Source organism: Bradyrhizobium sp. UFLA05-125 (assembly GCF_059803515.1).
Genome location: NZ_JBANBJ010000001.1, coordinates 418,791 through 443,486, shown reverse-complemented (window position 1 = coordinate 443,486; position 24,696 = coordinate 418,791). Strand labels below are relative to the sequence as shown.

General features: G+C 61.6%; 27 protein-coding genes. 17 read left to right on the top strand and 10 right to left on the bottom strand.

Annotated features, from left to right (window positions below):
* Positions 1–67: 67 nt before the first annotated feature.
* Together SO156_RS02160 and SO156_RS02155 are read left to right on the top strand one after the other, a co-directional pair.
* Positions 68–247 (top strand): hypothetical protein, encoded by a 180-nt coding sequence (locus SO156_RS02160; RefSeq protein ID WP_458144828.1) that lies wholly within the window; start codon positions 68–70, stop codon positions 245–247.
* Positions 248–277: 30 nt separating this feature from the next.
* Positions 278–658: a hypothetical protein gene (locus tag SO156_RS02155; RefSeq protein WP_458144732.1), complete on the top strand. Its 381-nt coding sequence runs from the start codon at positions 278–280 to the stop codon at positions 656–658.
* Between the two features lie 22 nt (positions 659–680).
* Here SO156_RS02155 and SO156_RS02150 read toward each other — a convergent pair whose 3' ends face one another.
* Both SO156_RS02150 and SO156_RS02145 read right to left on the bottom strand, forming a co-directional pair.
* Positions 681–1,988, bottom strand: coding sequence for a hypothetical protein (locus tag SO156_RS02150; protein WP_498533834.1), 1,308 nt, complete (start codon positions 1,986–1,988; stop codon positions 681–683).
* Between the two features lie 509 nt (positions 1,989–2,497).
* Positions 2,498–2,830 (bottom strand): GYD domain-containing protein, encoded by a 333-nt coding sequence (locus SO156_RS02145; RefSeq protein WP_458144733.1) that lies wholly within the window; start codon positions 2,828–2,830, stop codon positions 2,498–2,500.
* A gap of 282 nt (positions 2,831–3,112) precedes the next feature.
* Here SO156_RS02145 and pdxY point away from each other — a divergent pair, with 282 nt between their 5' ends.
* Both pdxY and SO156_RS02135 read left to right on the top strand, forming a co-directional pair.
* Positions 3,113–3,916, top strand: a complete 804-nt coding sequence (gene pdxY, locus SO156_RS02140; RefSeq protein WP_458144734.1) for a pyridoxal kinase — start codon at positions 3,113–3,115, stop codon at positions 3,914–3,916.
* 159 nt (positions 3,917–4,075) lie between these two features.
* Positions 4,076–4,555, top strand: a complete 480-nt coding sequence (locus SO156_RS02135) for a hypothetical protein (RefSeq protein WP_458144735.1) — start codon at positions 4,076–4,078, stop codon at positions 4,553–4,555.
* Positions 4,556–4,659: 104 nt separating this feature from the next.
* Here SO156_RS02135 and SO156_RS02130 read toward each other — a convergent pair whose 3' ends face one another.
* Entirely contained in the window at positions 4,660–5,190 is a 531-nt protein-coding gene (locus tag SO156_RS02130; protein WP_458144736.1) for a phasin family protein, read from the bottom strand.
* 230 nt (positions 5,191–5,420) lie between these two features.
* Between SO156_RS02130 and SO156_RS02125 the strand changes: the two genes are divergently transcribed.
* Positions 5,421–5,675, top strand: coding sequence for a hypothetical protein (locus SO156_RS02125; RefSeq protein ID WP_458144737.1), 255 nt, complete (start codon positions 5,421–5,423; stop codon positions 5,673–5,675).
* Between the two features lie 198 nt (positions 5,676–5,873).
* Positions 5,874–6,038 carry a Flp family type IVb pilin gene (locus tag SO156_RS02120; protein ID WP_449382110.1) on the top strand — a complete coding sequence of 55 codons (165 nt, stop codon included), beginning with the start codon at positions 5,874–5,876 and terminating at the stop codon, positions 6,036–6,038.
* Positions 6,039–6,211: 173 nt separating this feature from the next.
* Here the strand turns inward: SO156_RS02120 and SO156_RS02115 are convergent, their stop codons facing one another.
* Complete coding sequence (locus SO156_RS02115) at positions 6,212–6,385, bottom strand: hypothetical protein (RefSeq protein WP_016840760.1); 174 nt, start codon at positions 6,383–6,385, stop codon at positions 6,212–6,214.
* A gap of 32 nt (positions 6,386–6,417) precedes the next feature.
* On the bottom strand, positions 6,418–6,768 hold the full coding sequence (locus SO156_RS02110; RefSeq protein WP_498533668.1) for a zinc ribbon domain-containing protein YjdM: 351 nt from the start codon (positions 6,766–6,768) through the stop codon (positions 6,418–6,420).
* A gap of 189 nt (positions 6,769–6,957) precedes the next feature.
* Between SO156_RS02110 and SO156_RS02105 the strand changes: the two genes are divergently transcribed.
* Entirely contained in the window at positions 6,958–8,364 is a 1,407-nt protein-coding gene (locus tag SO156_RS02105) for an adenylate/guanylate cyclase domain-containing protein (RefSeq protein WP_458144739.1), read from the top strand.
* A 328-nt stretch (positions 8,365–8,692) separates the two neighbouring features.
* Positions 8,693–8,839: a hypothetical protein gene (locus SO156_RS02100; RefSeq protein WP_458144740.1), complete on the top strand. Its 147-nt coding sequence runs from the start codon at positions 8,693–8,695 to the stop codon at positions 8,837–8,839.
* A 16-nt stretch (positions 8,840–8,855) separates the two neighbouring features.
* On the opposite strand, the gene SO156_RS02095 is transcribed toward SO156_RS02100, so the two are convergent.
* Entirely contained in the window at positions 8,856–9,833 is a 978-nt protein-coding gene (locus SO156_RS02095; protein WP_458144741.1) for a hypothetical protein, read from the bottom strand.
* Between the two features lie 234 nt (positions 9,834–10,067).
* Here SO156_RS02095 and SO156_RS02090 point away from each other — a divergent pair, with 234 nt between their 5' ends.
* The 4 genes from SO156_RS02090 to SO156_RS02075 all read left to right on the top strand — a co-directional run bounded on the left by SO156_RS02090 (position 10,068) and on the right by SO156_RS02075 (position 12,619).
* The gene (locus SO156_RS02090) at positions 10,068–10,355 is read left to right on the top strand and encodes a hypothetical protein (protein ID WP_498533667.1); all 288 of its coding nucleotides are present in this window, start codon (positions 10,068–10,070) and stop codon (positions 10,353–10,355) included.
* A 172-nt stretch (positions 10,356–10,527) separates the two neighbouring features.
* Positions 10,528–10,824, top strand: a complete 297-nt coding sequence (locus SO156_RS02085) for a cytosolic protein (RefSeq protein WP_458144743.1) — start codon at positions 10,528–10,530, stop codon at positions 10,822–10,824.
* A gap of 137 nt (positions 10,825–10,961) precedes the next feature.
* A complete protein-coding gene (locus SO156_RS02080; RefSeq protein ID WP_458144744.1) occupies positions 10,962–11,159 on the top strand; it encodes a hypothetical protein in 198 nt (65 codons plus the stop codon).
* A 422-nt stretch (positions 11,160–11,581) separates the two neighbouring features.
* Complete coding sequence (locus SO156_RS02075) at positions 11,582–12,619, top strand: hypothetical protein (protein ID WP_458144745.1); 1,038 nt, start codon at positions 11,582–11,584, stop codon at positions 12,617–12,619.
* Between the two features lie 387 nt (positions 12,620–13,006).
* Here the strand turns inward: SO156_RS02075 and SO156_RS02070 are convergent, their stop codons facing one another.
* Positions 13,007–13,807 carry a transglycosylase SLT domain-containing protein gene (locus SO156_RS02070; protein ID WP_498533666.1) on the bottom strand — a complete coding sequence of 267 codons (801 nt, stop codon included), beginning with the start codon at positions 13,805–13,807 and terminating at the stop codon, positions 13,007–13,009.
* A 217-nt stretch (positions 13,808–14,024) separates the two neighbouring features.
* Here SO156_RS02070 and SO156_RS02065 point away from each other — a divergent pair, with 217 nt between their 5' ends.
* The 3 genes from SO156_RS02065 to SO156_RS02055 all read left to right on the top strand — a co-directional run bounded on the left by SO156_RS02065 (position 14,025) and on the right by SO156_RS02055 (position 16,519).
* A complete protein-coding gene (locus SO156_RS02065) occupies positions 14,025–15,071 on the top strand; it encodes an acyl-CoA desaturase (RefSeq protein ID WP_498533665.1) in 1,047 nt (348 codons plus the stop codon).
* A 313-nt stretch (positions 15,072–15,384) separates the two neighbouring features.
* Complete coding sequence (locus SO156_RS02060) at positions 15,385–15,810, top strand: VOC family protein (protein ID WP_458144748.1); 426 nt, start codon at positions 15,385–15,387, stop codon at positions 15,808–15,810.
* 199 nt (positions 15,811–16,009) lie between these two features.
* Positions 16,010–16,519, top strand: coding sequence for a GDSL-type esterase/lipase family protein (locus tag SO156_RS02055; protein WP_498533664.1), 510 nt, complete (start codon positions 16,010–16,012; stop codon positions 16,517–16,519).
* A gap of 90 nt (positions 16,520–16,609) precedes the next feature.
* Here SO156_RS02055 and SO156_RS02050 read toward each other — a convergent pair whose 3' ends face one another.
* Positions 16,610–17,125 (bottom strand): ParB N-terminal domain-containing protein, encoded by a 516-nt coding sequence (locus SO156_RS02050; RefSeq protein ID WP_498533663.1) that lies wholly within the window; start codon positions 17,123–17,125, stop codon positions 16,610–16,612.
* A 924-nt stretch (positions 17,126–18,049) separates the two neighbouring features.
* Between SO156_RS02050 and SO156_RS02045 the strand changes: the two genes are divergently transcribed.
* Positions 18,050–18,316, top strand: coding sequence for a DUF2312 domain-containing protein (locus tag SO156_RS02045; RefSeq protein WP_449382100.1), 267 nt, complete (start codon positions 18,050–18,052; stop codon positions 18,314–18,316).
* 139 nt (positions 18,317–18,455) lie between these two features.
* On the opposite strand, the gene SO156_RS02040 is transcribed toward SO156_RS02045, so the two are convergent.
* Both SO156_RS02040 and SO156_RS02035 read right to left on the bottom strand, forming a co-directional pair.
* Positions 18,456–18,851: a hypothetical protein gene (locus tag SO156_RS02040; protein WP_498533662.1), complete on the bottom strand. Its 396-nt coding sequence runs from the start codon at positions 18,849–18,851 to the stop codon at positions 18,456–18,458.
* Positions 18,852–19,236: 385 nt separating this feature from the next.
* The gene (locus SO156_RS02035) at positions 19,237–22,998 is read right to left on the bottom strand and encodes a vitamin B12-dependent ribonucleotide reductase (RefSeq protein WP_498533661.1); all 3,762 of its coding nucleotides are present in this window, start codon (positions 22,996–22,998) and stop codon (positions 19,237–19,239) included.
* 750 nt (positions 22,999–23,748) lie between these two features.
* Between SO156_RS02035 and SO156_RS02030 the strand changes: the two genes are divergently transcribed.
* Positions 23,749–24,645: a DMT family transporter gene (locus SO156_RS02030; RefSeq protein WP_458144753.1), complete on the top strand. Its 897-nt coding sequence runs from the start codon at positions 23,749–23,751 to the stop codon at positions 24,643–24,645.
* The last annotated feature ends 51 nt before the right edge of the window (positions 24,646–24,696 follow it).

Here is a 24,696-nt window from a genome sequence, read left to right as displayed (position 1 = left end):
GGCGAATTGCCGCCAAAGCCCGCTGGCACGTGAAAGGTGGGTGCGGGGACGTGCGACGGGGACGATAGTGGCTTACAAGATGGTCGCAGAACGCGACAATGAGACGTATAGGTTCGAGCGCGAGAGCCGGCTTATGATCGTGGCGAAGGCGCGGGTGTGGGCGAGCGAAGGCTGGCAGGTCGTGATCACCGACCAGGATGGCAAGGCCTACGCCCCAGCCGAGTTCGAGGCGTTACTGGCGGCCTGACCGGCCGCTGGATTGGGGTAGGGGACGATTTTGACGTCATCTGATCGATCGGCGCGCGGGTTGGTCGCGCCCCTGTGTACCGTGGCCGCGGCAGTCCTGCTGACCGCGACCATTGCGCGCGCGCAAAATCTCGACGAGGGCAAGCCGCCGCAGAAACTGTTTGCCGATGGTTGCGCGAGCTGCCACCGCAGCCCGCGCGGGCTTGCCAAGGGACGTTTCAGCTTCACGCTCTATTGGTTCCTGAAGGACCATTATGCGAGCGGACCTGATTCGGCGAAGGCGCTCGCCGCCTATCTGGAGAGTGTTGACAGCCCACCTGCCGGAAAGCCGCGCGCGTCCGCGAAATCCTCGAAGTCCACCGGAGCGCCTCGGTCGTCTGTGCGGCCGCCGGCGCCGGTTCCGCAGAGGTAAACGGCCCTACGCGGCTACCCGCTCAGCCCGTGCGTACCTTCGAGGCTCTAGCGGCCTGCGGCTGTTTTGCGGAGCTTCGCGCAGCGGTGCGCTTGGCCGCGCGCGCGGCCGCGAGCTTCCTCGCAGCAACCTTCTTGTGCGGCTTTGCCTCGGCTGCGGCCTGCCTGGAGTTCGCGCCGCCGCGGCGGGAGACGTATTCCTGGCCGTCAATCGGGCCGACATGCGGCGGATCGTGGTCGAGATAGGGGCGCCCGATGCCAAGCGCCTTGCCGTTGGCATCGACCCATTTCCAGAGCGCCTCGGTCGAGACCCAGCGCTGCGCGCGGTTCTCGCCCTTGACGCTGACGATGTCGGCGGCGAGGCCATGGCCGTAACCGCCGCGAGAGCTACCGCCATGATACGACCGATTGGAGGCGGCTTTCAGCCCGCTCGCGATCGACTGGCGGTAATCGTCACGGAAGGCGCTGGTGATGCCGGGTTCGAGGCCCGCCGCCTGTGCGGCGTGAAGCGCATGGAACAGCTTGAGCTTGAAGTCGCGGTCCATGCCGCCGATCACGTAATCCATCAGCGACATGCCCGCTTTGTCCGCGGCCTTCGGATCCTTCCAGGCGAAATCCTCGTCGACGAGCTTGGTGAAGCTCCGCATGACCGTCACCGTCCTGCCGCGCCGCTTGATCGTGACGCTGCGGCGCTCCTGCTCCTTGATCGAATCTTCCTTGGGCGTGCGCTGATACAGCGCCCAGAGATAGCGGTCGATGCAGACGTCGACGACAAGGCATTCGTCGGCGGCTTCGAGAGGATCCGGACTTTCCTGCGTGGTTGCTTTCGCGTCGGTTGCGACGGGCTCCGGCGTGGTCGCGATCGCTGCGGCGAGCGGCGGCGTCTCCGTAGGCAGCACATCCGTCGGATCGGCGGACGCGACCTTGACGGCCGGCTCGGGCGTCTGCGTGGCGGTGACGGGCTCCGGCGTGCTTGAACTAGTGAGCTGCGGCGGCGTTTCCGCCGGCAGGATTGGCGCGGGATCGGCCGATGCAAGTTTGACGACGGGCTCGGTTGTGGTCCCGGCCGGTACCGCGTCGGTCGTTGTGCTCACTGCCGGCAGCGCGATCGTCGGCACGTCGGTCACGGCGACGGACTCGGTCGCAGCGCGCGGGACTTCGGCAGGTTCGCTGTGCGCGGCGAGAGCTGGTGCGGAGGAGTCCGCAGCGATGTTGGCGCTGCTGTTCTGGATTGCCTCCGGGGAAACCGCGGCAAGCCAGAGCGCAAAGGAACCCGCGAGAACCGCCGCGGGGCACGACACCGCCACGATGAGAGAGCGCTGATCGTTCATCATCCCAGCCTCCAAAAGCTCCTGCCGGAACCCGATTGCAACAGCCAAGCATGCGACGCAGCAATTGTTCGGGCGAGGATATGGCGGCGCAATGGCACAAAAGGCGAGGACGGAGCTTTTCAACGCGAGTGTGTCCCGGCGGACACGCGCGGGTTCCCTGCAGCGCTCCGCAGAGTCAGCAGTCGCTGAGCCTCGCACGATCACGATGCCTAAAACAAAAAGGCCGCCTCGCGGCGGCCTTTGAAGTCATAAAGCGCAGAGCAATTAAAGTAGGTACCGCAAAGCCAGCCCCGGGAATTTCAAAATCGGCACGAGCTCAAACGTTCTGCCCGGTTGCGTCGACCTTAATCGAGAATTGTTGCACACGAAATGAGGAAGTGTGACTTCGCTTAATGCAAACTGTTAACGCAGCGCTGCTGCACGAAAAGACGTGGATGGCCGGGACGCGCCCGGCCATGACGATATGCAGATAGTGCCAAGGCCGCCAGCATCGCGCGCCATCGCCGACTTTATTTGCCCGGCGGCTTGTAGGCGGCGGCGAGGCGCGAGGCCTTTTCCGCAACCGACTTGAACTCGCCCATCTTCCATGCGCGCACCGTTTCAATCTTCGCCACCGCACCGCTTGCAGCTGCCGCCATGCCGACGGCGATGGCATCGGAGCCGTCCGGCATGTCGGTGACGATCACGGCATCATGCGCGCCGGTGGTCATGAATGCGCCGAGCAGTTTGCCGCCGGCCTTCTCGACCAACGTGTTGACGACCTCGGTGCGGTCCGACGGCTTGTCGACGAGACCCTTCACGCCGGCGTTCGAATAGGAGACGTAGGTGATGAACAATGGCATCGTTCCCTCCGTTGGGTGATGAGCGAGCAATCAGCTTTTTGAAAAAGGCGCCCGCAAGGGCGAGGATCAAGCCTGCCGACGGCATGCAAGCTGCCTGAAAGCGAGGCGGAGTTCGGCACGTCCGGTGTGGCAGCAGCGAAGGACTATAGTCTCTTTTTCCTGCGCGACAACGCATCCACCTCGCACAGGGGCGCGGTTGCACCTTGCGAAAGGTATCATCTTCGTGGAGCAATTGATGGGTATCGCTTTCGCTCCACAAATCCTCAAAGTGAAATTGCGCACATGCTCGTCATCTCTATTCAAAGCCAAGTCGTTCACGGCCATGTCGGCAACTCGGCCGCCGTCTATCCCATGCAGTCGGAGGGCGTGAACGTCGCGGCGGTGCCGACGACATTGCTGTCGAACCACCCGCGTTATCCGACGCTGCACGGCCGCGTGCTGGATGCGGATCTCGTGGCCGATCTCCTGCTCGGCGTCGAGGAGCGGGGCCTGATCGAGCGGGGAAGCGTCGTTCTCACCGGCTATCTCGGCTCGATTGCAAACGCAGAGGTCATCGCCGATTTCGTCGAGCGCGCGCTGCGACGAAATCCAAAGCTTATCTATCTCTGCGATCCCGTGATCGGGGACGACGGCAAGATCTACGTCGCCGAGGGCATTTTGGATGTGATCCGCAAGCGGCTTATGCCGTCTGCAAGCTTCATTACGCCAAACCAGTTCGAGCTGGAGCTGCTGTCCGGTATTGCGGTGAAGGATGCCCCGAGCTTGCTGGCCGCGAGCGCTGCCATCGCGGCGCAGGGCCCGCGAGGCGTCATCGCGACCGGCTGCACGCTCGCCGATACACAAGCAGGGCAGGTGGAGACGATCCTCTGCCAGGACGAAAAACTTTCGCGCTTTGCGACAGCACGGCTGCCGATCCGGCCTTGCGGGACGGGTGATCTGCTGTCGGGACTCCTGGCGGCCGGGCTTGCGAGGGGCTCAGTGGTCGAGACTGCGGTTCGGCTGGCAGTCGATGCTGTGTTTACGGTGCTCGCGCGCACGCATCAAACCGGATCGGAGGAGATGTGCCTCGTCTCGCCGACAGGTTGAGAATATGATGCCTAGTCATCTTTGCGTGTCTATCTGGATGTTGCGAAAATACGGCAAACTTCGGGCCGTCAACAGCATATACAGTTAGAAGGCGGGTTGTCCCCGTAATACATTGGGTGAGTTGGGGTTGTTCGGGGCGCGTATCGGGAGAACCTACCTATGGCAAGTGTTGAACAATTGCGAAGAAAGGACTCGGTAAACCTGGTTCAACTTGAGGCGGACATTGCTTCGGTTCGCCAGGGAAGTTCATTAGCTTCAATTGCATTGCCTGATTATGTCGAACACACGGAGGGGGTCACGCGCGTAGGGGCCCTCAGCGCAGAGGCGGTTATTCGCGATTATGAATCCGCCGCAAAAGAGATCGAGGCGATGGGAGCCGAGTTGATCGGCGCGGCGCAAAAGTGCGAGGCGCTGACAGCGCAGGTGCATGATGCGATCGCGTATATGCGCGAAACGGCCGCGGGTTATCGTGAAGAAGGACGCAAGATCTTCAAAAGGATCGAAGAATGCGCCCTGTTCACCGAGGACGTCCGCAAAACATGCGAGCAGGTGAAGCGCAGAATGGGAGCTGCGGGTAGCGTTTCCTCCACGGAGGAGGACGAGCCGGCCGAGCAGGAGCAGATATCCGAAAGCGCCTAGGTCCCTCTGGATCTGTTCCCCTTGATCCGAGGGATGTGAGACCGCCTTCGGGCGGTCTCTTTTTTTTGCGAGCGACGTTGCGGTTCCGGATCTTGGACTACCAGCTAGTGGCGTGTCGCGCGGACTTCCAGCGTGGTTTGGGTGATCCTGGCCACGAAGCCTTCAAAGTTTACGACCCTCTGCTTGACCAGTTGTTCGTGGAGGTCGGCGATTTTCTGCGTTTCTGCGACGAAGTTTTCACACGCCTGCTTCGCGAATTCCATCTGAAGCGCAAACGCCTCCGCGGGTGAGCGCGCGCTCGCAAGCTTCCCAACGAAGGCCCAGGCGTGTTCAAGTGACCTCCTGGTGTAGTCGCCATAGGCATCTGCGATCGCCCGAACACCGACCGGAACGAGTTCCATCGAAGCGGCCGGTACGCTTGTTGTCTCGGCGGCAGAAACCTCGGTCGACGGGAACTGCGGATTGAGGTCGACGCCGGTCTCCAGCTCGGTCGCTTCACTGCTCTCCGGCGCTGCAGCCGGCAACTGATCCGTTGCAGTCGCGTGTTGCTCGTCGGCCAGGGTCTGCTTCGTCTTTTTCTTACGGTTACGCTGGCCGGATTTTCCGGTCGGCTTGGTCTGGTCTGCACTCAACATTACAAAATGACTCCCCAAATCGATGAAGCTGCAACCTCCGCCCTATTTGCGCTGAAATCGCGATTGCGGCTTGTCGCGGGCGTGGCGGGCATGTGATGAGATTTGGTAGGATGAACGCCGGGCCTGTACCATCTGCGAAATCTGCATTGTTGCAATGCAACAAGACAGGCTACCGCGCTGCAGCATAAGAACATAGCTCCGGATCTCAAGTCCTACCCAGGAGATTCGGTGTGAAGACAATTTCGTTAACAATTGCAGCCGCCGCCATGTCGGTCGCTGCCGCCTTCGCCGCGGAGCTGCCGAGCTATGAAGCCAATGGCTTCCCGGCCTCGCCCGTGCAGGTGAGCCTGCTCGGCGCCGCGCATGTGAACCAGCAGGCGGCTGCCACCACCGCACCGTCTCCGCACCAGGTGAGCGTGCTGACGCCGCGCGCCAAAGTGACGACCGCAACGACCGCGCCGGTCACGACCGGCACCGCGCGCTGAGCCGGATCCGAAAGAGCAGGGTGGGCCTGCGCCGTTAGCCAGCCCCATCCTGCCGGCTCATTCCGCAAGCACGACCCCGGCGCAGTCTTCGTCTCGCGTATCGTCAAATTGACAGACCCAAATTAACGCAATCGTAGATTGCGCATCCTATCCGATTGCGTGCGAGCCATGCCTTGCACAACCGGAAAGGATACGATTTTGAAGCGCATTTTTGCAAAATTTATAGCTGACGAGTCCGGCGCGACCGCGATCGAGTATGGCTTGATCGCCGCCGGCATCGCGCTTGCCATCATCGAAGTCATCTACGCGCTAGGCACCAATCTGGTTGAGAAGCTCACCGCGCTGGCGACCGCTTTGAAGTAGCACGAGCGGTCTGTGCGTAGCCCGGATAAACACAGCGATATCCGGGACCTTGTTGCGTGGTTTCCCGGATGTCGCTTCGCTCATCCGGGCTACCGACGGCCTCTCGGATCGTGGCGAGATAAATACCGTAAATCAGAAATAATGTAAACGAGAAACTGTCGGCCGAGGGTCGATCAGCCAAACAGCGCGGCGTAGATCACGTAGAGCCAGCCCAGGATGCCATGGATGATCGCCCACAGGATCGAATGGTTCTTGGTGTAAGAGATCGCGATGGCGAGGGCCGAGCCGAAGCCCACGCCATATTTCGCGCCCTCGACCCGAACTCCGTAGTAGCGATTGCCGTTCATGGCCGTCCTCGCTTCCATCGATGCTGCCGGCTTTACGCCTTCCGCACGAACTCCGACTTCAGATTCATCGCGCCGATGCCGTCGATCTTGCAGGCGATGTTGTGGCCATCGGTGGCGTCCTGGAGGCGGATGCTCCTGACCTTGGTGCCGCCTTTGACGACGGATGACGATCCCTTGATCTTGAGGTCCTTGATCACGATGACGCTGTCGCCATCGGCAAGCGCGTTGCCATTGGCATCGCGAACGCCCGCCTCCTGCGCCGCTTCCGAGGCCGCCTCGGTCGACGCGCTCCATTCATGGGCGCATTCCGGGCAGACCCAGAGACCGCGATCCTGGTAGGCATGCTCCGAATGGCAGCTCGGGCATGTCATGGCATCGTCCATCGTCAAACTCATCCCCTTCTTGGCGGGCGCACCGTAGGGGCCGGGGAGGGGAAAGCAAGGGAAATCCGGCCACTGTCCCTCCCATCATCGTGACGCAGCATTTGGCTGATACGGCTTGTGCCCTGCCTCGCGAAACATAGCTGATAGGGAGCGGATTACCGCTTGCCCGCTTTCAGGTAACATCATCGCATGAGCGAAATCGAAACCCTGTTTGGTGTGTTGCGTCAGTCGGCCGACGAAGGCGTCGTCGACATGCTCGAGCGCATGGTGCGGGAGGCGCCGGACCACGCCTTGAACCGCATGAACGCGCTCGACCTCGCCGTGCGTGCCGGCCTCGATGAGGAACGCGTCGTCGCAGGCCTTCTGCACGCGGTGCAGCTCGGCATGGCCGAGATGACCTGGAGCGTGATCTGCCCGAGCTGCGCCGGTGTGCTGTCCGCCAACAAGAGCCTGAAGACCCTCAACAGTCCGCATTATCATTGCGCCTTCTGCGCCGCGGGCTATGAGACGACGCTCGACAATCTGGTCGAGGTGACCTTCACGATCAGCCCGCGCGTGCGCAAGATCGCGGCCCACAATCCCGACGAGCTGCCCTTGGCCGACTACTATCGGCAGATCTTCTGGAGTTCGGCCATCGATCTTCCGCTCGACCTTGAGACGCTGCTGCGCGAGGTTACCCTTGAGACCTTCGATCTGCCGCCGGGCGAGCGGGCCATCCTGTCCCTGCATGTGCCCGAAGGTACGCTGATCGTGTTCGATCCCGTGACGCATACGGCACAGTTCCTCGAGATCAAGGGCGAGGAGACCAGCGAGCGGCAAAACCTCTCGATGATCTTCAACAAGGCCGAGACCCCCGCCGAGGCGGTCACCTTGCGTCCCGGGCCGCTGCGGCTGGCGCTGGACAACCGCACCGACGGGCGCGTGCTGCCGGCGGTGTGGGTCGCGAACAAGGCACTCGATGATCTCCTGACGCGGCGCAAGCCGGCGCTGACGGCAAAGCGTCTCCTCACCAACCAGACCTTTCGCGATCTCTACCGCACCGACACGCTCGCCATCGGCCAGCGCCTGAAGATCCTCAGCCTGACCTTCCTGTTCTCGGACTTGCGCGACTCCACCGGGCTCTACGAGCACGTCGGCGACCTCGTTGCCTTCGATCTCGTCAATGAGCATTTCCGCCTCTTGCAGGAGATCATCGTCTCCGAACGGGGCGCCATCGTGAAGACGATCGGGGACGCCGTGATGGCGACCTTCGAGACGCCCGACCGGGCCATTGCGGCCGCCATCCGCATGCGCGAGGCGATGAGCGATCTCGGCGCCGAGCGCCAGCATCAGGGTCTGCTGCTCAAGATGGGCATTCACGAGGGCTCGTGCCTCGCCGTCACCCTCAATGGCCAGCAGGACTATTTTGGCCAGACCGTCAACATCGCCTCGCGCGTCCAGGGGCTTGCCGCCTCACGCGCGATCGTGGTGACTGAGCCGGTGGTGGATTCTGCCGGCGCGCAGGCCCTGCTCGAAGCGGGCGGCTTGCAGCCAACGCGCCGCAGCGTGACGCTGAGCGGCATCGCGGATCGGGTGTCGGTGTACGAGATCCCCTGAGGGTGGGGAGCAAAACAAAAAGCTCGAAAACAACCCCATGCAAAGTAGCCGGTGGCCGGTGCACGCTGTTTGCGGATTTTTCGAATCCGGTTGACACGTCGGGCAAATCACCGGCATGATGTCATCATCACGCCATTGCCGACAGCCCGTAGCGCCGCTTTCGGCGCGTCTCGAACCATGAGGCCGAAACCAAAGCCCCTACGCGGCTTGTTATGTACGGCCGTTCAAAACGGGTGTGATCTCTTTAAGGGTTGCTTTGCAGATCGCGCTGCTTGATGCGGCCGCCGCATTTAGAGTGGCCATTTTTTGAAATCATACTGGAGGCGTCATGCCCGTTGCGCAGAAAACTGTCATTGCCACGCAGTCGCCGCGTGGGTTCATTCTCAGGCATATGACGCTGTTCGCCGCGGCTCTGCTGTTCGTGTTCGTGCTGAGCTTGACCTACGGGCTGGATCTCAGCCCGGGGTTTTTCTGAGCGCGATCGTGCAGGCTCACCAATCCGGATAGCCGTAAGGATCCATCATGTAGGGCGGGGGCATCCAGGGTCCTCGCGGCGGCCTGGATCGCCGGGGTGCGGCTGCTTGTATGTGCGGGCGCGCAGCCACATCGCTCTCCCTCATGAGGGGCCTGCTGGCGGGTTTCGCAGATGACGCAGCAAGCTGCGCCTGCAGCGCCTGGACCTGCGCGGCGAGGCGCGCATTGTCCCCCGCATCCTTCTCCTGCGCCGTCTTGAGTTGTTGAATGGCGTCGGCTTGCTCGCGAAGCGTTTGCTCGTGACTGCTTTTCAGTTGCTCGAGTTTGTCGTTGATGCTCGCAAGCGACTGCGTGATGGTCTTGAGCGATTGTGCCAGCTCGGCGGATGTCTGGTCGGGCGGTGTGGCGCCGGTTGGAGGAACGCTCCCCGCTTGCTTTTTCGCTTCCTTGTTGGGTTCCTTGGGGACCGGCGGCGCCGGTATAGCCACGGGTGTCTGCTCATCCGCAGCAGCGAGCTGGACTGCTGGCGGCTGCGCCGGACTGCGAACCTCCGATACCTCCGGGGGCGCAACCGAGGCGGGCGGAGCCCATCGTGCCATGATCGCCTTGGCCTCATCGCGATATTGCGAAGCGAAGGCAGCACCGAGGATGCCTATCGCAAGCAACAGGCCAACGAAGGCGCGCAGCATGGGCCGGTCTCCCTTCAGGCCTTGAGGGCTTTGAGGGCGAGCCTTGCTCTCCGCGGCCGGTGCCTTGTCCGGGGGAGGGTCGCTTCGTTCCGCACTGGCGCTTGCCTGCGGCGCTGGCGGGCTATCGGTGCCGCGTTCCAATCCGGAAACCAGTCGGTCCAGCCGCGCAAGTTCTTCATTGGCGCTCTTGATCCGTTCATAGGCCCGCGTCAGCTCGCCGTCGGCGCGCTGCGCGCCTTGCGGTTCATCCGGCTTCGGCTCGTCAGGCTTGGGGTCGTCCGGCCTGGGGTCGTGCGTCTCAGGCACCGATGCGCTCTCCATTCAGTCCCGCGTCAATGGAATGAGTGCGGCAGTCCAAGGTCGTGAAGAGGATAGTTCCCGCCGCCGTCGTGATCAAGACAACGCGAAGGTGAGGGAAAATTTATGGCGGCCCGTGGCGCATGTGCGCACCCCACGGAGCTGTTCCCCGATCGCTTTGCAGCCGCGCGTTGTCCCCAGGCATCCCTCCGACGTGCTATGCTGTGGCGGGGAGGATGAGCAATGAGAGTCCCTACCGTGATACTCGCCCTGCTTCTTTCAAGTCCGGCCGCCGCCCAGGAGTGCCAGACATGCTCGGCGGTCGACTCCTGCATGAAGGAGTACGTCAAGGGTACGTCGGAGGCCCAAAGGGCCACCAGGCAGGCCATCCGGGATTGGAAGCAGAATCTGGACAGGAAGGCCTCCGCAGAATTGTCCGCCAGGGGCATTAACGCACTGCAAGACACCATGGAGACGCAGGTTCGTTCTGATCTCGATCACCTCAAGGAGTGCCTGGCGAAGATCAGGTAGGGCGAATGCAGGCGGTGGGACGCACGCAGGCCCCCGCGAAACCCATCGTGTTCCCGGCGATTGATGGGTATCCGCCTTAGCTCGTCGCGTTACGGCGGTCAAGTCGCTCCACCCGTCCTCGCGTTGGACTGGACGCGACGCTTGAGTTCATCCAGCCGCAAAGGAGGATCCAATGAAATCGCTTTTGCTGCTCACCGCGAGCGGTCCGCTGCTCATTCTCACGTCGCACGAGTCCCTGAACGACCAGAAGCTCATTGAGGTGCTCAGGCACAAGGGGATCGGTAAGTTCGTCGGCTTCGAGGTTCCCTTGGCGCTCGCCAGAGCGCGCTACGGCGGGCACTTTCAGGCGGTCGAAAGCAATCTGCACGAGACCGATGATTTGAGGATCCTCGACTTCAACGGCCAGCGGGTCTTTCAGCTCTTTCGTTTCGATGAATTGGGTTCACCGGCTCTGATAGAACACTTGTGATCCGGTTTTGTCTTGCGGCAGATCCGTTTCGAAAAACCCATCATCCCCCGTGGCGGCGAACGTGGTGGGTTGGGCAGGGCTGTTCCGAAGGGACACCGATTGAGGTACGGTGGAAGCTTGGACCTGAGGAGTCGCCCATGACGTCATATACGGTCGGGTTGAAGCTTGGGATGCGTGCCAAGGCGCTCACGATCGAAGCCGAGGATGCATTGGTCGCGGCGCTGAAGATCAAGCTCGAGAACCCCGAGGCCCTCGTCACCTACGTTCGCAAGTCAAATCGACGCGGCGATCGTCGCCACCCGCACGAAGCGATGCGGGCCAAGAAAACCGTCTAGGCGTCGCCAAGTCTTTGATTGCCGTGACGCAGAAGTGGTGGGCACGTCGCTTGCGCTCCTTTGCTCACCCTACAGCGCCTTCGCAAGAAAACAGAACGTTAAGACTTGCTGGTGGCTGATTTTGCGCGATTCCGATTCGTTCTTTGAGAACGAAGCAGAGTCAGATGCAGAACGAATTTCCTGCGTAGCTCGTAGCGCGTAGGATGCGTTGAGCCTTTGCGAAACCATCGTCTTCGTGGCCGGCAATTGATGGGTATCGCTTACGAGCCGTGGATTACGCCCTCGGGCTAATCCACTCTACGCTTTCTGTGGGGAACAGGCCCGGTTGAGAACGTGAACCAGCTCACAAACACGCACCGCAATAGATGATAGTTGGTTATGGATAGCCAGAAGTTGTCGTCTGGCCCTCCCTGAGGATGCAGATGCTGTTGCGATCCTCTATTCTTCGCAAGGTGCGCGCTGCCCTGGTGGTCGTAGGGCTTGTGCTGCTCTGGGGGGCGACTGCTCCAGCGCAACAGGACTTGGGCACCCTGCAGCAGGGCACAGCTGGTAGCCTAAAGCAGCGCAAGGCGAACCTCGAAGTTGCAAAACTTAAGCTTGAGGCCAAAAAGCTTGCTGACGAGTCCTTATTCCTGAACAGATGGGGGCCGACCGTCATTGTAGTGGTTGGCGGTATTCTCGCCGGTGTGCTCAGCGGTATAATTGCCGGTAACGCTGCTATACGGGTGGCTCGCCGAAACGCGCTCAATAATGTGCTGGTAGCTCGCAAGAGTGCTCGCAATAATGTGCGGGTGGCTCGTAAGAATGCTCTCGCTGCTTTACGCGTAGCCCGCCGGAACCAGAAGGCCGATCTGGATCAAGCTACTCACGAAAGAAGATTAGAAAGCTATCCAGACCTTCTGACGGCTACCTCACCATTGGCTATCTATTTCCCTAACCTCGCATTCCCTACCTCGGCCAATGCAGGATCACTCGACCCGCAGACATGCGAGACTATCGGGCGTGCAATCTCGAAGTGGTACTTTGGGTCGGGTCTGCTGTTGAGTGTAGAGTCTCGCGATGCCTACCTTCGGCTGGCGCGTGCCCTCACACTCGCTTCGTGCGCGGAGAAACTGTATGTTCCGCTCTTCCCAAGGGACGCCAAGGAAATAAGTGCCAAAAGCGTTGATGACTACCGTGCGCTTCTTGACATTGAAGAGCCTGACGACGAGACGATCGAGGAATGGGAATTCGGAAACGCGCCGACGACACCGGCTGGCAAAAAGATACTCGAGCTCGACGACTATAAGTTCAAAGACTACGTGTTTCTGCAGACGTTGAGTAGCCGACTTCGAACATTGCTTGCGGAGGATATTCGCAGCCGCCGGCGACCTGCAGGCACAAGCCCTCGAGCCGTCGCCTCGCGTTCTGCAGAGGAAGAGGCTGCCCTTGAAGAGATCGGGACCTCGAGCTCGGCGTAGCCTGCCGGCGGCAGGATGGGATCTCGGGCGGTTTGACACTTGAGCCTACGCAAGTCGGATGCCGTCGGACCAAAGCAGCATGTAGAATGGGCTGAGCCGCTGCGAAACCCATCTTTCGCGTCACTCGCAATTGATGGGGCTCCACCGTCACGGCGGGCATGCTCGTTCAAAGCTCCGCAAGAAAACAGAACGTTAAGACTTGCTGGTGGCTGATTTTGCGCGATTCCGATTCGTTCTTTGAGAACGAAGCAGAGTCAGATGCAGAACGAATTTCCTGCGTAGCTCGTAGGGTGGGCAAAGCGAAGCGTGCCCACCTCTTTGGTCGCCACGATGCAGAAGCGGTGGGCATGTCGCTTGCGCTCCTTTGCCCACACTACGGCCTGCGAGCTAATCGTCGTCATCCGCCGTAAGGCGCAGAAATTGCCGCTTCATCGCGTTGACCTTGGAGACATAGCCCGCGACGAGATGATCGCCGCAGCGTTCGCCGGCCAACATCTGAAAGTGACGGCGTGCGTAGGCCAGGGCGGGGCCCGCGCCGCAGAGATGGATCAGCGCGGCCAGATCCTGCTTCTGCTGCGCGCTTGCCTTCACGTCGCCCGCAAGGCCGAGAACCGCCGCTACATTGCGGTCCAGATACACCGATGCCAGCTCGATGGCGTGGCTCGGGATCGCGCGGATATAGAAGCCGGGGAATCTGCAGCCGGTATCCGTGACTGCGTTGCCACGGACTACACAGAACCGCGCGGCCTCGGCGTAGGCCGGATTGGTCATCTGGTAGAGGCCGACGGCGCTGGAGGCAGGCTGGTAAAGCGCAAGGGGATTGAGGCTCAATCGCCAGCGCCAGTAGGTGCGTGCGACCGGATTGCCTGAACTCTCGACCTGCGCCAGCGCGGCCAGCAATTCGGGCGTGATCGTATCGGTGGAGAGGCTGCGGAAGAGCGGCCCGTATTGCCGCCACGTCTCGGCCGGCTCCTTGTCGAGGGAGTTGCCGACAAAGAAGAACAGCTCAGTCGGCTTGCGGACCACGTGATAGACGAGGTTCACGAGTACGACGACCACAAGCAGCATCGCCACGCCACACGCGATCCGAACCATCCGCGGTGCGCGCGCGAATGTCTTTCGTACCCACCGTGCGCCCCGCCGGACGCTGGGAAGGCGAGGGAGGAGGCTGTTGCTTTTCCTTGGCATGGCTTTTGGAGCTAGGGTTAATGCGGCTGGCCCTTGCGACCATCACCTGGCGAAGTCGATGGTATTGCCGTGAAATCTGGCGTCATTGCCCCTCCGACACCGTCTTTTTGAGACCCGGTTCCGCGCTCCCCCGACCGATCGAGTCCTTGCGAGAAACAACATGCGTCTGTAGGTTGCGCCGCAGTAGCGTTAATTTTCCGTAAATGGATCGAGTGAAATGACCGCAATTCGGGGCGTGGCGTCGGAAGAGGGTGCGGACCGGAAAATGCCACCGGGAGTACTTTTCGAAGGCCCGTTGGTCGACGCCAAGTTTCTCGATTCCTACATCGCGTTCGGCTTCATGGTCGGAGGTTCGATCGCTGCGCTGGTCTGGGCATTCTGGCAAGGCATCGGCTGGGTGGAGGTTTCGGTCTTCGTCGGCATGTTCGTGCTGACCACGGTCGGGATCGGCTTCATGCATCGCTATTTCGTGCACCGGAGCTTCCGATGCAGTCCGGCCATGCGGGCGATCTTCGCCGCGATTGCCACGCTCGCGGTGCAGGGCTCGATCCTGAAGTGGGTGAGCAACCATCGCCGGCACCATCTTCACTCCGACAAGCCCGGCGACGTCCACAGCCCTTACTATGACGGCTCCGGCAACCGCTATGTCAGCTTCGTGAAGGGATTTATGCACGCGCAGGGCGGCTGGGTGTGGGACCAGGCCACCACCGATGGCGAATACTACGCCAAGGATATTCTTGCCGACCCGATCTCCATGTTCTTCACCAGGACACGCTGGTACTGGTACGCGTTGTCGGCGGTGATCATTCCGGGTGCGATCGGCTACGCGTTTGGCGGCGTGCGCACCATGATCGGCTGCATCTTGTTCTCCGGACTGTTCCGCAGCTACGTCATGACGATGGCTACCTCGCTGGTCAACTCGGTCTGCCATAGCGAGGGTCGCTACGGCTACCGCCGCTTCGAGACCACTGATGGCACGACCAACGAGCTGGTGACCACCATCCTCACCTTCGGTGAAGGGCTGCACAACAACCATCATCGGTTTCCGCGGGACGCCTACCTTTCGCACGCCTGGTACGAGATCGACATCAATGGCCTGATCATTCTCGGGCTTGGGAAACTCGGGCTCGTGCACGACATTTTCGGGGCCGGCGCGGGTCGACGGTCATCGCCAGATACGCAGCCCGGCGGTCGTGGGGCCGTCGCCATCGAGACACCATTGGACCGCGTCGCCGAAGACCTAGGCTCGTCCGGCGCAAGGTAGACTTGCCCACTCTTCGCGGAAGCCGAGATTACGGTGCGCGTAATTCGCGCCGTCCACCAAACGTGAGCCGAAGCGCGTAGGGTGGGTTAGCCCTGCGGCTGCGCGAAGCGCAGTCCGCTAGGCGTAACCCACCACTTCTCTCACCGCACGGAAAGCCAAGAGGTGGGTTGCGCTTCCGCCTTCGCTCGTTGAGCTTCGGCGGACAGGTCGCTAACCCACCCAATTCTGTTTGAGAATAAAACTTCGGAGGCTGTGTCGGGTTCGTTGTGGCCAGTTCGTCCTCAGGTCGGAACCTAGAGGAGCTCACCACCCAATGGCCAAGCTGATCTTCATCAACCTGCCTGTCAGGGATCTTGCGCGCGCGACCGCTTTTTATGAGGCGATCGGTGCCGTCAAGAAGACGCAGTTTTGCGACGACACGGCATCATGCATGGTATTTTCCGACACGATCCATACGATGCTGATGACCCACGACAAGTATCGGCAGTTCACGACCAAGAAAATTGCCGACGCCAAGACAACCAGCCAGGTCCTGCTTTGCATTTCGGCCGACAGCCGCGCCGAGGTCGACGATGTCGTCACCAAGGCCGGGAGTGCGGGCGGCGTGATCGATCCGTCGCCCAAGGATGAGTACGACTTCATGTATGGCCGCAGTTTCGAGGATCTCGATGGCCATCTCTGGGGCGTGAACTGGATGGATTTCGAGGCGATGACCAGGGCGAGGGAGGCCAGCTCGTAGCTCGTAGGATGGGTTGAGCTCTTGCGAAACCCATCATCTTCGCGCCTGGCAATTGATGGGTATCGTTTCGCTCCACCCATCCTACGGGCTGCACTTTCAGTTGCCAAACGTAGACTGATAGCGAACATTGGCTGCTGATCTCGGCGGGGCATTCATTCGGCCCCGATCGAAGCGATTGTTAAAATATATGGAGCTGGCAATGAATCGTTCGAGCTTGCGAATTTTCGCCCTTGCAGTTGCGGCCATCGTTGTCGTTTCGATCAATCCTGCGTCCGCGCAGATCGTGGCGCTCGGCCATAGCGCTGTTCACGGCAACGTCGCCGAATCCGAGATGTGGCCGGCCGTGCTGGAGGGATTGCTGCGCGCCAAGGGCTCTCAGGTTCACGTCGCCAATGCCGGCGTCTGGGGCGAGACCACCGATCTGACGCTGGCGCGTACGCCGAGCGCTGTGCCCGCTGGGACGAAGCTCGTCATCCTCTGCGACAACCCGGCCAACGACGTCCGGCACAATATGAGCCCGGTCCAGGCCATGCAGAACATCGCGGCCATCAAGAGCCAGTTGAAGGCCCGCGGCATCCGCGTCGTCGACGTCTGGGGCACCTACATGTCGGTCTGGCGGCAGCCGGGCAGCGTCGGTCCCGACGGACGCCATCTCAGCGTCGAAGGCAACAGGAAGATGGCTGCGGCGGTGGTGGGGATGGTGAGGTAGGCGCGCTTCCCGGATGCGGAGCTGGTGTCCGCCGTTCTGGTCACTGCGAACGAATTGAATGCACTGTCACCGTCATTCTGGAGCCGGCAATCAATAGCGGCCCCCGCTGCCCTTTTGCTGCGTGATCCAGTCCGACAATGTTTTCGGTGTCGATTTCGCAGTCCGGCCCGGTGATGCCTTCGGATTGTCGCGGACGCCTTTCGTCGGACGGGTGCGCGGCGCTTCCGTTGCGTTGACGCGCTTCGAGGCAGCTGTCGATGCCTCCGCGGCTTCCTTCTCGAGGCGCAACTGTTTTAATCGCGCCATCTTGATGCGCTCAGCCTCGACTTCAGGTCCGTCGGACAGCAGGGGCTTGTGTTGAGTAAACTCGGCCGGGACCAGGACACCGATAATGGTTGTCTCGCCGAGCGCCTTGCAGGCTTCCAGCCGATGCAGTCCCTCGACCAGAACGAGGCGGTCTCCGTCGAGCCGAACGGAAATGGGGGCCTGTTGTCCGATGTCCAGAATGCTTTCCGCGATCTCCCCGACGGTTTCGGGCCTGATGGCTTTCTTCTGCTTCGTGGGAACGAAGATCTTCTCGATCGGGAAGTTTTCCGGTTTGGGCATAACTTGACTCCGCTTCTACCGGGCCCATCGGAACCCATGCCGGTGGTGTCTGGAGTTTAGGAGGGAAGGGCTCGACCGCAAAGCCAATTCGGAGGATTACGGTGTGCACCTAATCAGCACCTAGGATGGGTTGAGCCCTTGCGAAACCCATCATCTTCGCGGTTGGCAATTGATGGGTATCGCTTCGCTCCACCCATCCTACGGGCTACGGCGGACAAGTCGCTCCATCCGTCCTACGGGCTCGATCGAAAATGTAGCCACAAGTGTGAAATAGCACACAGACGGCAGCCGGTCTGTCTGGTTGTGTGACGCGAATGTTGGCCCTGCCTCCAGTACACTCTGTGAGAGGGGCATGCAGCAATCTCAGGAGCCTCGTCATGTGCGTCCAGAAGCTCACGACCATGCTTTGCAGCTTTCGCATTGAGTCCACCTTGAGCGGGTGAACCAAAGAGGTCGGGTGCGCGCACAACAAGGCGCACAGGGATTTTTCTGGGCCCCGCCGGTGACGGACGGGGCCTTTTCCATTTGTGTCTGCTCACGTCTGCCCGGCGGCGCCTTCGCGTAGAAGGACCGGGGTCATGTGGGAGTATTTTGGACCCGATTTCGCGTTTGACGTGGTGAAGGGAGTGGTCGCCGGAATAGCCTCGATGGCCTTTCAGGTCGTCGCCCCGCGGACCTTCCGTGCCGCGAAGCAGTTTCGCGCGCGCTGGGTTGCGAGGAAAGCTGCGAAGCGAGCGGCAAGGCGGGCACGCCGCGACGCGACGGCGAATGATGGGCAGTGAGAAGAGAATAGCTCGGATGGACTTTTCTGTCGTCGTGGAAACGAAAGAGGTGGGTTCCCGCGTGCGGTGCGAGGTCCGTCGGTTAATACATTGGTCATTCCTTTGCAGTCATTTTCACGGCCTCATTCAACAGGGAGGCACCATGTCTGACGTCACCATTCCCGGCGGAAAAATTCGTTCGTTCGTCGAGCGGATCGAGAATCTGGATACCGAATTGCAGGAGTTGAACGAGCAGAAGAAGGAAGTGTTTTCGGAAGCCAAGGCCGAGGGTTTCGATGTGAAGATCCTCAAGGAGATCATCAAGCTGCGGAAGCAGGACGAGGACGAGCGTGACGAGCGAGAAACCCTGCTTGATCTCTACATGAGAGCGATGGAGACGGCGGCGCCGGAACAGGCGAAAGCGGCGTGAGACGATCGGCTTGATGTGTGAGGAGAGATAGCCGCGATCGGCGGATTGCGGCTATCTCTCCAGCACGTAGGATGGGTTGAGCTTTGGCGAAACCCATCATCTTACCAAGTTTGATGGGTATCGCTGCGCTCCACCTATCCTACGAGCTCGCCTTTGTAGTTCGTTCAAAAACGGCGCTGTGGACGCGATCTTGGCCGTCATTCATTATGAAATAGCAAATGTGCTCCTCGTCTGGTGACACAATGATGTGCCGATTCAGAAGTCCGACGATCTTGTCACGCCATTTTCGGATTTCATCAAACTTCAGTGGTCTATCGCTTTTCAAGATGTTGCGAGCACTACCGCGATGAAGATGCGTGCCAGCGTGCTGGTTGTACAAAGACACAAGCTCGCTCCGCGATAGGAATCCATCTTTCTTGTGAACCCAGCTCGGTGGCGTTGATGGCGCATCTTCATGCTCCAATGCCACGGGGAAGAACTTAGGATGCAGTTTCCCAAGCGTGTTGAAAATCCAGTCCGCCTTGTAGGACTTCATAAGGTCGGCGTGCTTGGAAGAGAGGTCACCGTGCACTATGAGGCAACCGATCGCGATTAGGCTCACAAATCATCCGGAGCTGCAGAAAGCACAGTTCTTCGGCGACTCGCGAACGCAATGGCACCTTTCGCGCAAGCACCAAATCAATGGCTTCCACGCGAAACTTAATCTCCACAAGGATGCTGCGATAGACCTCCGTCGCCTTCTCATTCATTTGGCACCTCAAAAACGCTATTCTATCGGTCACGTCCCTGGTGCGACCTCAAACGTCATCTCTCCAGAGGGGGTGGTACCGCAAAGTGAAATGCCATGGCTTGCTTCTGAGAAACTAAAAGGCCGCTCCTTCGAGCGGCCTTTGCGTTGTTAATCAAATCATCTAGAGGCCTCACGAACACCCCGTCGTGCTGCCGCAAGTATCGCACTTCATGCAGGTCCCATTCCGCACCAGCGTGAAGTTGCCGCACTCTGAGCACATCTCGCCTTCGTAGCCCTTGGCCTTCGCCTCCGCGCGGCGCTCGGCCTTGGTGGGGACGACCGTCTGCGCGGTGCCGGCCTTGCTCCACTGGAGCTGCTCGAGCTTCTCTGTTGGAGAGAGGTCGTGGCTGGCTTCCTGCTTCAGAGCGACGGCGCCTTCGATCGTATCGCCGGCGCGGGCCGCGCCGTGCAGTGCGGTGACGCGATGGCCGCCAGCGGGGGCACTGTCGTTGCCGGAGGAGACCGCGGCCGAGCCGCCGCGCATCACGACCAAATTGTCCGTGCGGGAGCGGGTGAGGCCGCGCGAGACCAGCTTGGTCGCGTGGTGGCCGCCCTCGTCGTCCGGCTCCTTGCCTTCCTCGACGCCCTTGCCGAGCGCGTCGAAGCTCGTCTCGTTGGGATCGACGTGGGCGAGGTCGAAGCGGGATAGGTAGCTGACCGCCAGCTCGCGGAAGACGTAGTCGAGGATCGAGGTCGCGTACTTGATGCTGTCGTTGCCCTGCACGGGGCCCGCCGGCTCGAAGCGGGTGAAGGTGAAGGCATCGACATATTCATCGAGCGGCACGCCGTATTGCAGACCGAGGGAGACCGCGATCGCAAAGTTGTTGATGAAGGAGCGGAGCGCGGCGCCTTCCTTGTGCATGTCGATGAAGATCTCGCCGAGACGGCCGTCGTCATATTCGCCGGTACGGAGATAGACCTTATGCCCGCCGACGACCGCCTTCTGGGTGTAGCCCTTGCGGCGATCCGGCATCTTCTCGCGCTCGCGCATCACGATGATGCGCTCGACGAGCTTCTCGACGATCTTCTCGGAGACCTGGGCGGCGCGCGCCGCCATCGGCTTCTCGTAGATCTGCTCGACCACATCGTCCTCGTCCTCATCATCGCTGATGAGCTGCGAGTTGAGCGGCTGGCTCAGCTTCGAGCCGTCGCGGTAGAGCGCGTTGGCTTTCAGGGCGAGTTTCCACGACAGCATGTAGGCGGACTTGCAGTCCTCCACCGTGGCGTCGTTCGGCATGTTGATGGTCTTGGAGATCGCGCCCGAGATGAAGGGCTGCGCCGCTGCCATCATGCGGATGTGGCTCTCGACAGACAGATAGCGCTTGCCGATCTTGCCGCAGGGGTTGGCGCAGTCGAACACCGGATAGTGCTCGGCCTTGAGGTGCGGCGCGCCTTCCACCGTCATCGCGCCGCAGATGTGGACGTTGGCCGCCTCGATCTCGCGCTTGGTGAAGCCGACGGCCTGCAGCAGGTCGAAGCCGGGGGCTGCGATCGCTTCCGCGCCGATGCCGAGCTGGTCGCGGATGAAATCCTCGCCAAAGGTCCACTTGTTGAAGGCGAACTTGATGTCGAAGGCGGTCGGCAGGGCCTTTTCGACCTTGGCGATCGCTTCATCCGTAAAGCCCTTGGCCTTCAGCGTCGAGGCGTTGATGCCGGGGGCGTTGGAGAGCGAGCCATGGCCGACGGCGTAGGCTTCGATTTCCGCGATATCGCTCTCGCGATAGCCGAGCGCGCGGAGCGCTGCGGGGACCGCGCGGTTGATGATCTTGAAGTAGCCGCCGCCGGCGAGCTTCTTGAACTTCACCAGCGCAAAGTCGGGCTCGATGCCGGTGGTGTCGCAATCCATGACGAGGCCGATCGTGCCGGTCGGCGCGATCACCGTGGTCTGGGCGTTGCGATAGCCGTGCTGCTCGCCGAGCTCGAGCGCCGCATCCCAGGCGGCCTGCGCATGCGCGATCAGGTCGGCTTGCGGGCAGGAGGCGTGGTCGAGCGGCACCGGGTTGACGCTGAGCGCCTCGTAACCGGAGGCCTGGCCGTGCGCGGCGCGGCGGTGGTTGCGGATGACGCGCAGCATGTGCGCGGCGTTCTTCTTGTAGCCGGGGAAGGTGCCGAGCTCGGCCGCGATCTCCGCCGACGTCTTGTAGGTGATGCCGGTCATGACGGCGGTCAGCGCGCCGCAGAGCGCACGGCCTTCCTTGGAGTCATACGGCAGGCCCATGGTCATCAAGAGGCCGCCGATATTGGCGTAGCCGAGGCCCAGCGTGCGGAACTCGTAGGAGAGCTCGGCGATCGCGCGGGACGGGAACTGCGCCATCATCACGGAGATTTCGAGCACCAGGGTCCAGAGCCGGCAGAGATGCTCATAACCCTCGACGTCGAAGTGCTTCGTGGTCGTGTTGTAGAACGTCAGCAGGTTGGCGGAGGCGAGGTTGCACGCCGTGTCGTCCAGGAACATGTATTCCGAGCACGGATTGGACGCGCGGATGTCGCCGGACGCCTTGCAGGTGTGCCAGTCGTTCATCGTGGTGTTGAAGTGCAGGCCCGGGTCGGCCGATGCCCAGGCGGCGTAGCCGATCTTCTCCCAGAGGTCGCGGGCGCGCAGCGTCTTCGTCACCTTCTTGTTGGTGCGGCCAATGAGGCTCCAGTCGCCGTCGGTCTCGACCGCGCGGAGGAAGTCGTCCTTCAGCGAGACCGAGTTGTTGGAGTTCTGGCCGGAAACCGTGAGGTAGGCTTCCGAGTCCCAGTCGGTATCGTAGATATCGAACTGGATGTCCTTGTAGCCCTGCCTGGCAAACTGGATCACCCGCTTGATGTAGTTGTCGGGCACGAGGCTGCGGCGCGCCAGCTTGATTTCGCGACGGAGGGCAGGGTTCTTCTCGGGGTCGAAGCAGTCATCGCCCGAGCCTTGGCAGTTCACGCAGGCCTTCAGCACCGCCTTGAGGTGCTTCTGGTTGATCTTGGATCCCGTGACGAGGGCGGCGACCTTCTGCTCCTCCTTCACCTTCCAGTCGATATAGGTCTCGATGTCGGGGTGATCGACGTCGACCACGACCATCTTCGCCGCGCGGCGGGTGGTCCCGCCGCTCTTGATCGCGCCTGCCGCGCGGTCGCCGATCTTGAGGAAGCTCATCAGGCCCGACGAGCGGCCGCCGCCGGAGAGCTTTTCGCCTTCGCCGCGCAGGCGCGAGAAGTTGGAGCCGGTGCCGGAGCCATATTTGAAGAGGCGCGCCTCGCGGACCCAGAGGTCCATGATGCCGCCCTCGTTGACGAGGTCGTCACCGACGCCCTGGATGAAGCAGGCGTGAGGCTGCGGATGCTCGTAGGCGGACTTCGACTTGGTCAGCTTGCCGGTGAAGGGGTCGACGTAATAGTGGCCTTGGCCGGGGCCGTCGATGCCATAGGCCCAGTGCAGGCCGGTGTTGAACCATTGCGGCGAGTTCGGCGCGACCATCTGCATGGCGAGCATGTAGCGGAGCTCGTCATAGAAAGTCTGGGCGTCCTCGTCGGAGGAGAAGTACTTGCCCTTCCAGCCCCAATAGGTCCAGCAGCCGGCGAGGCGGTCGAAGACCTGCTTGGCGCTGAGCTCGCTGACGTAGCGCTCCTTCTCGGGCAGCGCGGCAAGCGAGTCGGTATCAGGCACGGAGCGCCACAGGAACGAGGGGACGGATTCCTCCTCGACCTTCTTCAGGCGCGCGGCGACGCCGGCTTTACGGAAGTACTTCTGAGCCAGCACATCGGAAGCGACCTGCGACCACTCGGTCGGCACTTCGACGTTGTCCAGCTTGAACACGACCGAGCCGTCGGGATTGCGGATCTCCGACGTGGTCAGGCGGAATTCGATCCCGGCGTAAGGGGATTGTCCTGCAGTGGTGTGGCGCCGCTCAATTTTCATAGTTTGCCCCGTCCTTTTCTGACCGGATCCGCCTTCGTTTGGGCGTTCCGGGTAGTTGTTCTCACGCGACTCCTCCCGGCCGTTTCGGCTTTAAGGCTTCGCAAGCTCAGCCGGTGGATCCGGCCCTGTTTCTCCCGACGGAAGGACCAGTACCGAAGCACCGATCATCCCCCGGCATGTCCACCCGCACCCGCCCCCAAGGGGATGCGCGCGACATGCGTTCAACGCCACCACACTACGCTTGCTCCGGGCCTGTCTCGGCCCGTTCGAGCGCCCCGTAAGAGTCAGCAAATCAAGGGCAGACAAGCCCTTCACCCGCTGCCCCCTTCGGCTGGCGGAGTGGTCATTTGCGAGGACCCTTTGGGGAGTGACCGGCGGGACGCAAACACACTCGCGCCGAACGGACCGAAAGCTAGGACTCTCCGTTGCGCACGTCAAGAACTAGTGCGAGTTCCTGAATCAAATACTAAATATGGTGGAAAGACGGGGATAACAGGGGTCGGAACCGCGCCTGTTGTGGAGGCAAGTATCAGTGAGTCCTGAGAGATTCCCAACCGAAAATATTTGTGTCTGGTGATGCCCGGCCGGCTTCGTCCCGCTGTTCACAGGGCCCGTTTATTTTTGGCCGGAGGCATTGCGTCAGCAGGACTCACGTAGTGCTACGGAACGTACAGGCAGCCATGCCCGCCCAGGTGGTGGTCCGGCGCGCCGATCCGCGCCAAGGTGGGGCCGTTTCCGCCGGGTTACCACATGCATGATTCGACAAAGCGGGGGATGCGGACGCGCATCGCCCCGGCTGGCCTGATGTTCCTCGCCATCACTTCGGTGGGCTGGGGCTTCAACTGGCCGGTGACCAAGTTCCTGCTCTCCGAACTGCCGCCGCTGACGTTGCGCGGCGTCACCGGCGTGCTCGGGGCGCTGCTGCTCGCAACTCTGGCCGTGATCCGCCGGGACAGCCTGAGGATCGCCCCCGGAATATGGCCGCGGCTTCTGGTCGCGGCGCTCCTCAACGTCACCGGCTGGATGGTGCTGATGGGGCTGGCGCTGTTGTGGCTGCCGGCGAGCGAAGCGGCGCTGATCGCCTACACCATGCCGGTCTGGGCCTCGCTCTTCGCCTGGCCGGTGTTAGGGGAGCGGCCGACGCTTCTGCGCACCATCGCGCTGGTGATGGCGTTCGCAGGCCTGGCCTCGATCATGGGCGGCAATGGCGTCTCCGCAAGCGTGGAGAAGCTGCCGGGCATCATCATGGCGCTCGGCGGCTCCATCGGCTTTGCGGTCGGCACGGTCGTCTCAAAGAAATATCCGATCCATCTGCCGCCGATCACGGCGGCCGCCTGGCAGATCGGCCTCGGCTGCCTGCCGGTTGCGATCGTGGGCCTTGCGCTGGAGACGACGCATCTGTCGCAGGTGACGCCGGTCGGCTGGGGCCTGCTGGTCTATTCGGTTGTCGGGCAGTTCTGTATCGCCTACGTCAGCTGGTTCGCCGCGCTGTCGCGCCTACCTGCCTCGGTTGCCGCGATCGGCACCATGGCCGTGCCCGTCATCGGCGTCGTGACCTCGGCGCTTGCGCTGCACGAGCCGCTGGGCGCGGGCCAGATCGCCGCGCTGGCCTTCACGCTGGCCGGCGTCGTGCTGGCGACGCGTTAGCGTTGTGAGTCCGACAGTCTATTCCGTCATTCCGGGGGCCCGAGCGGAGCG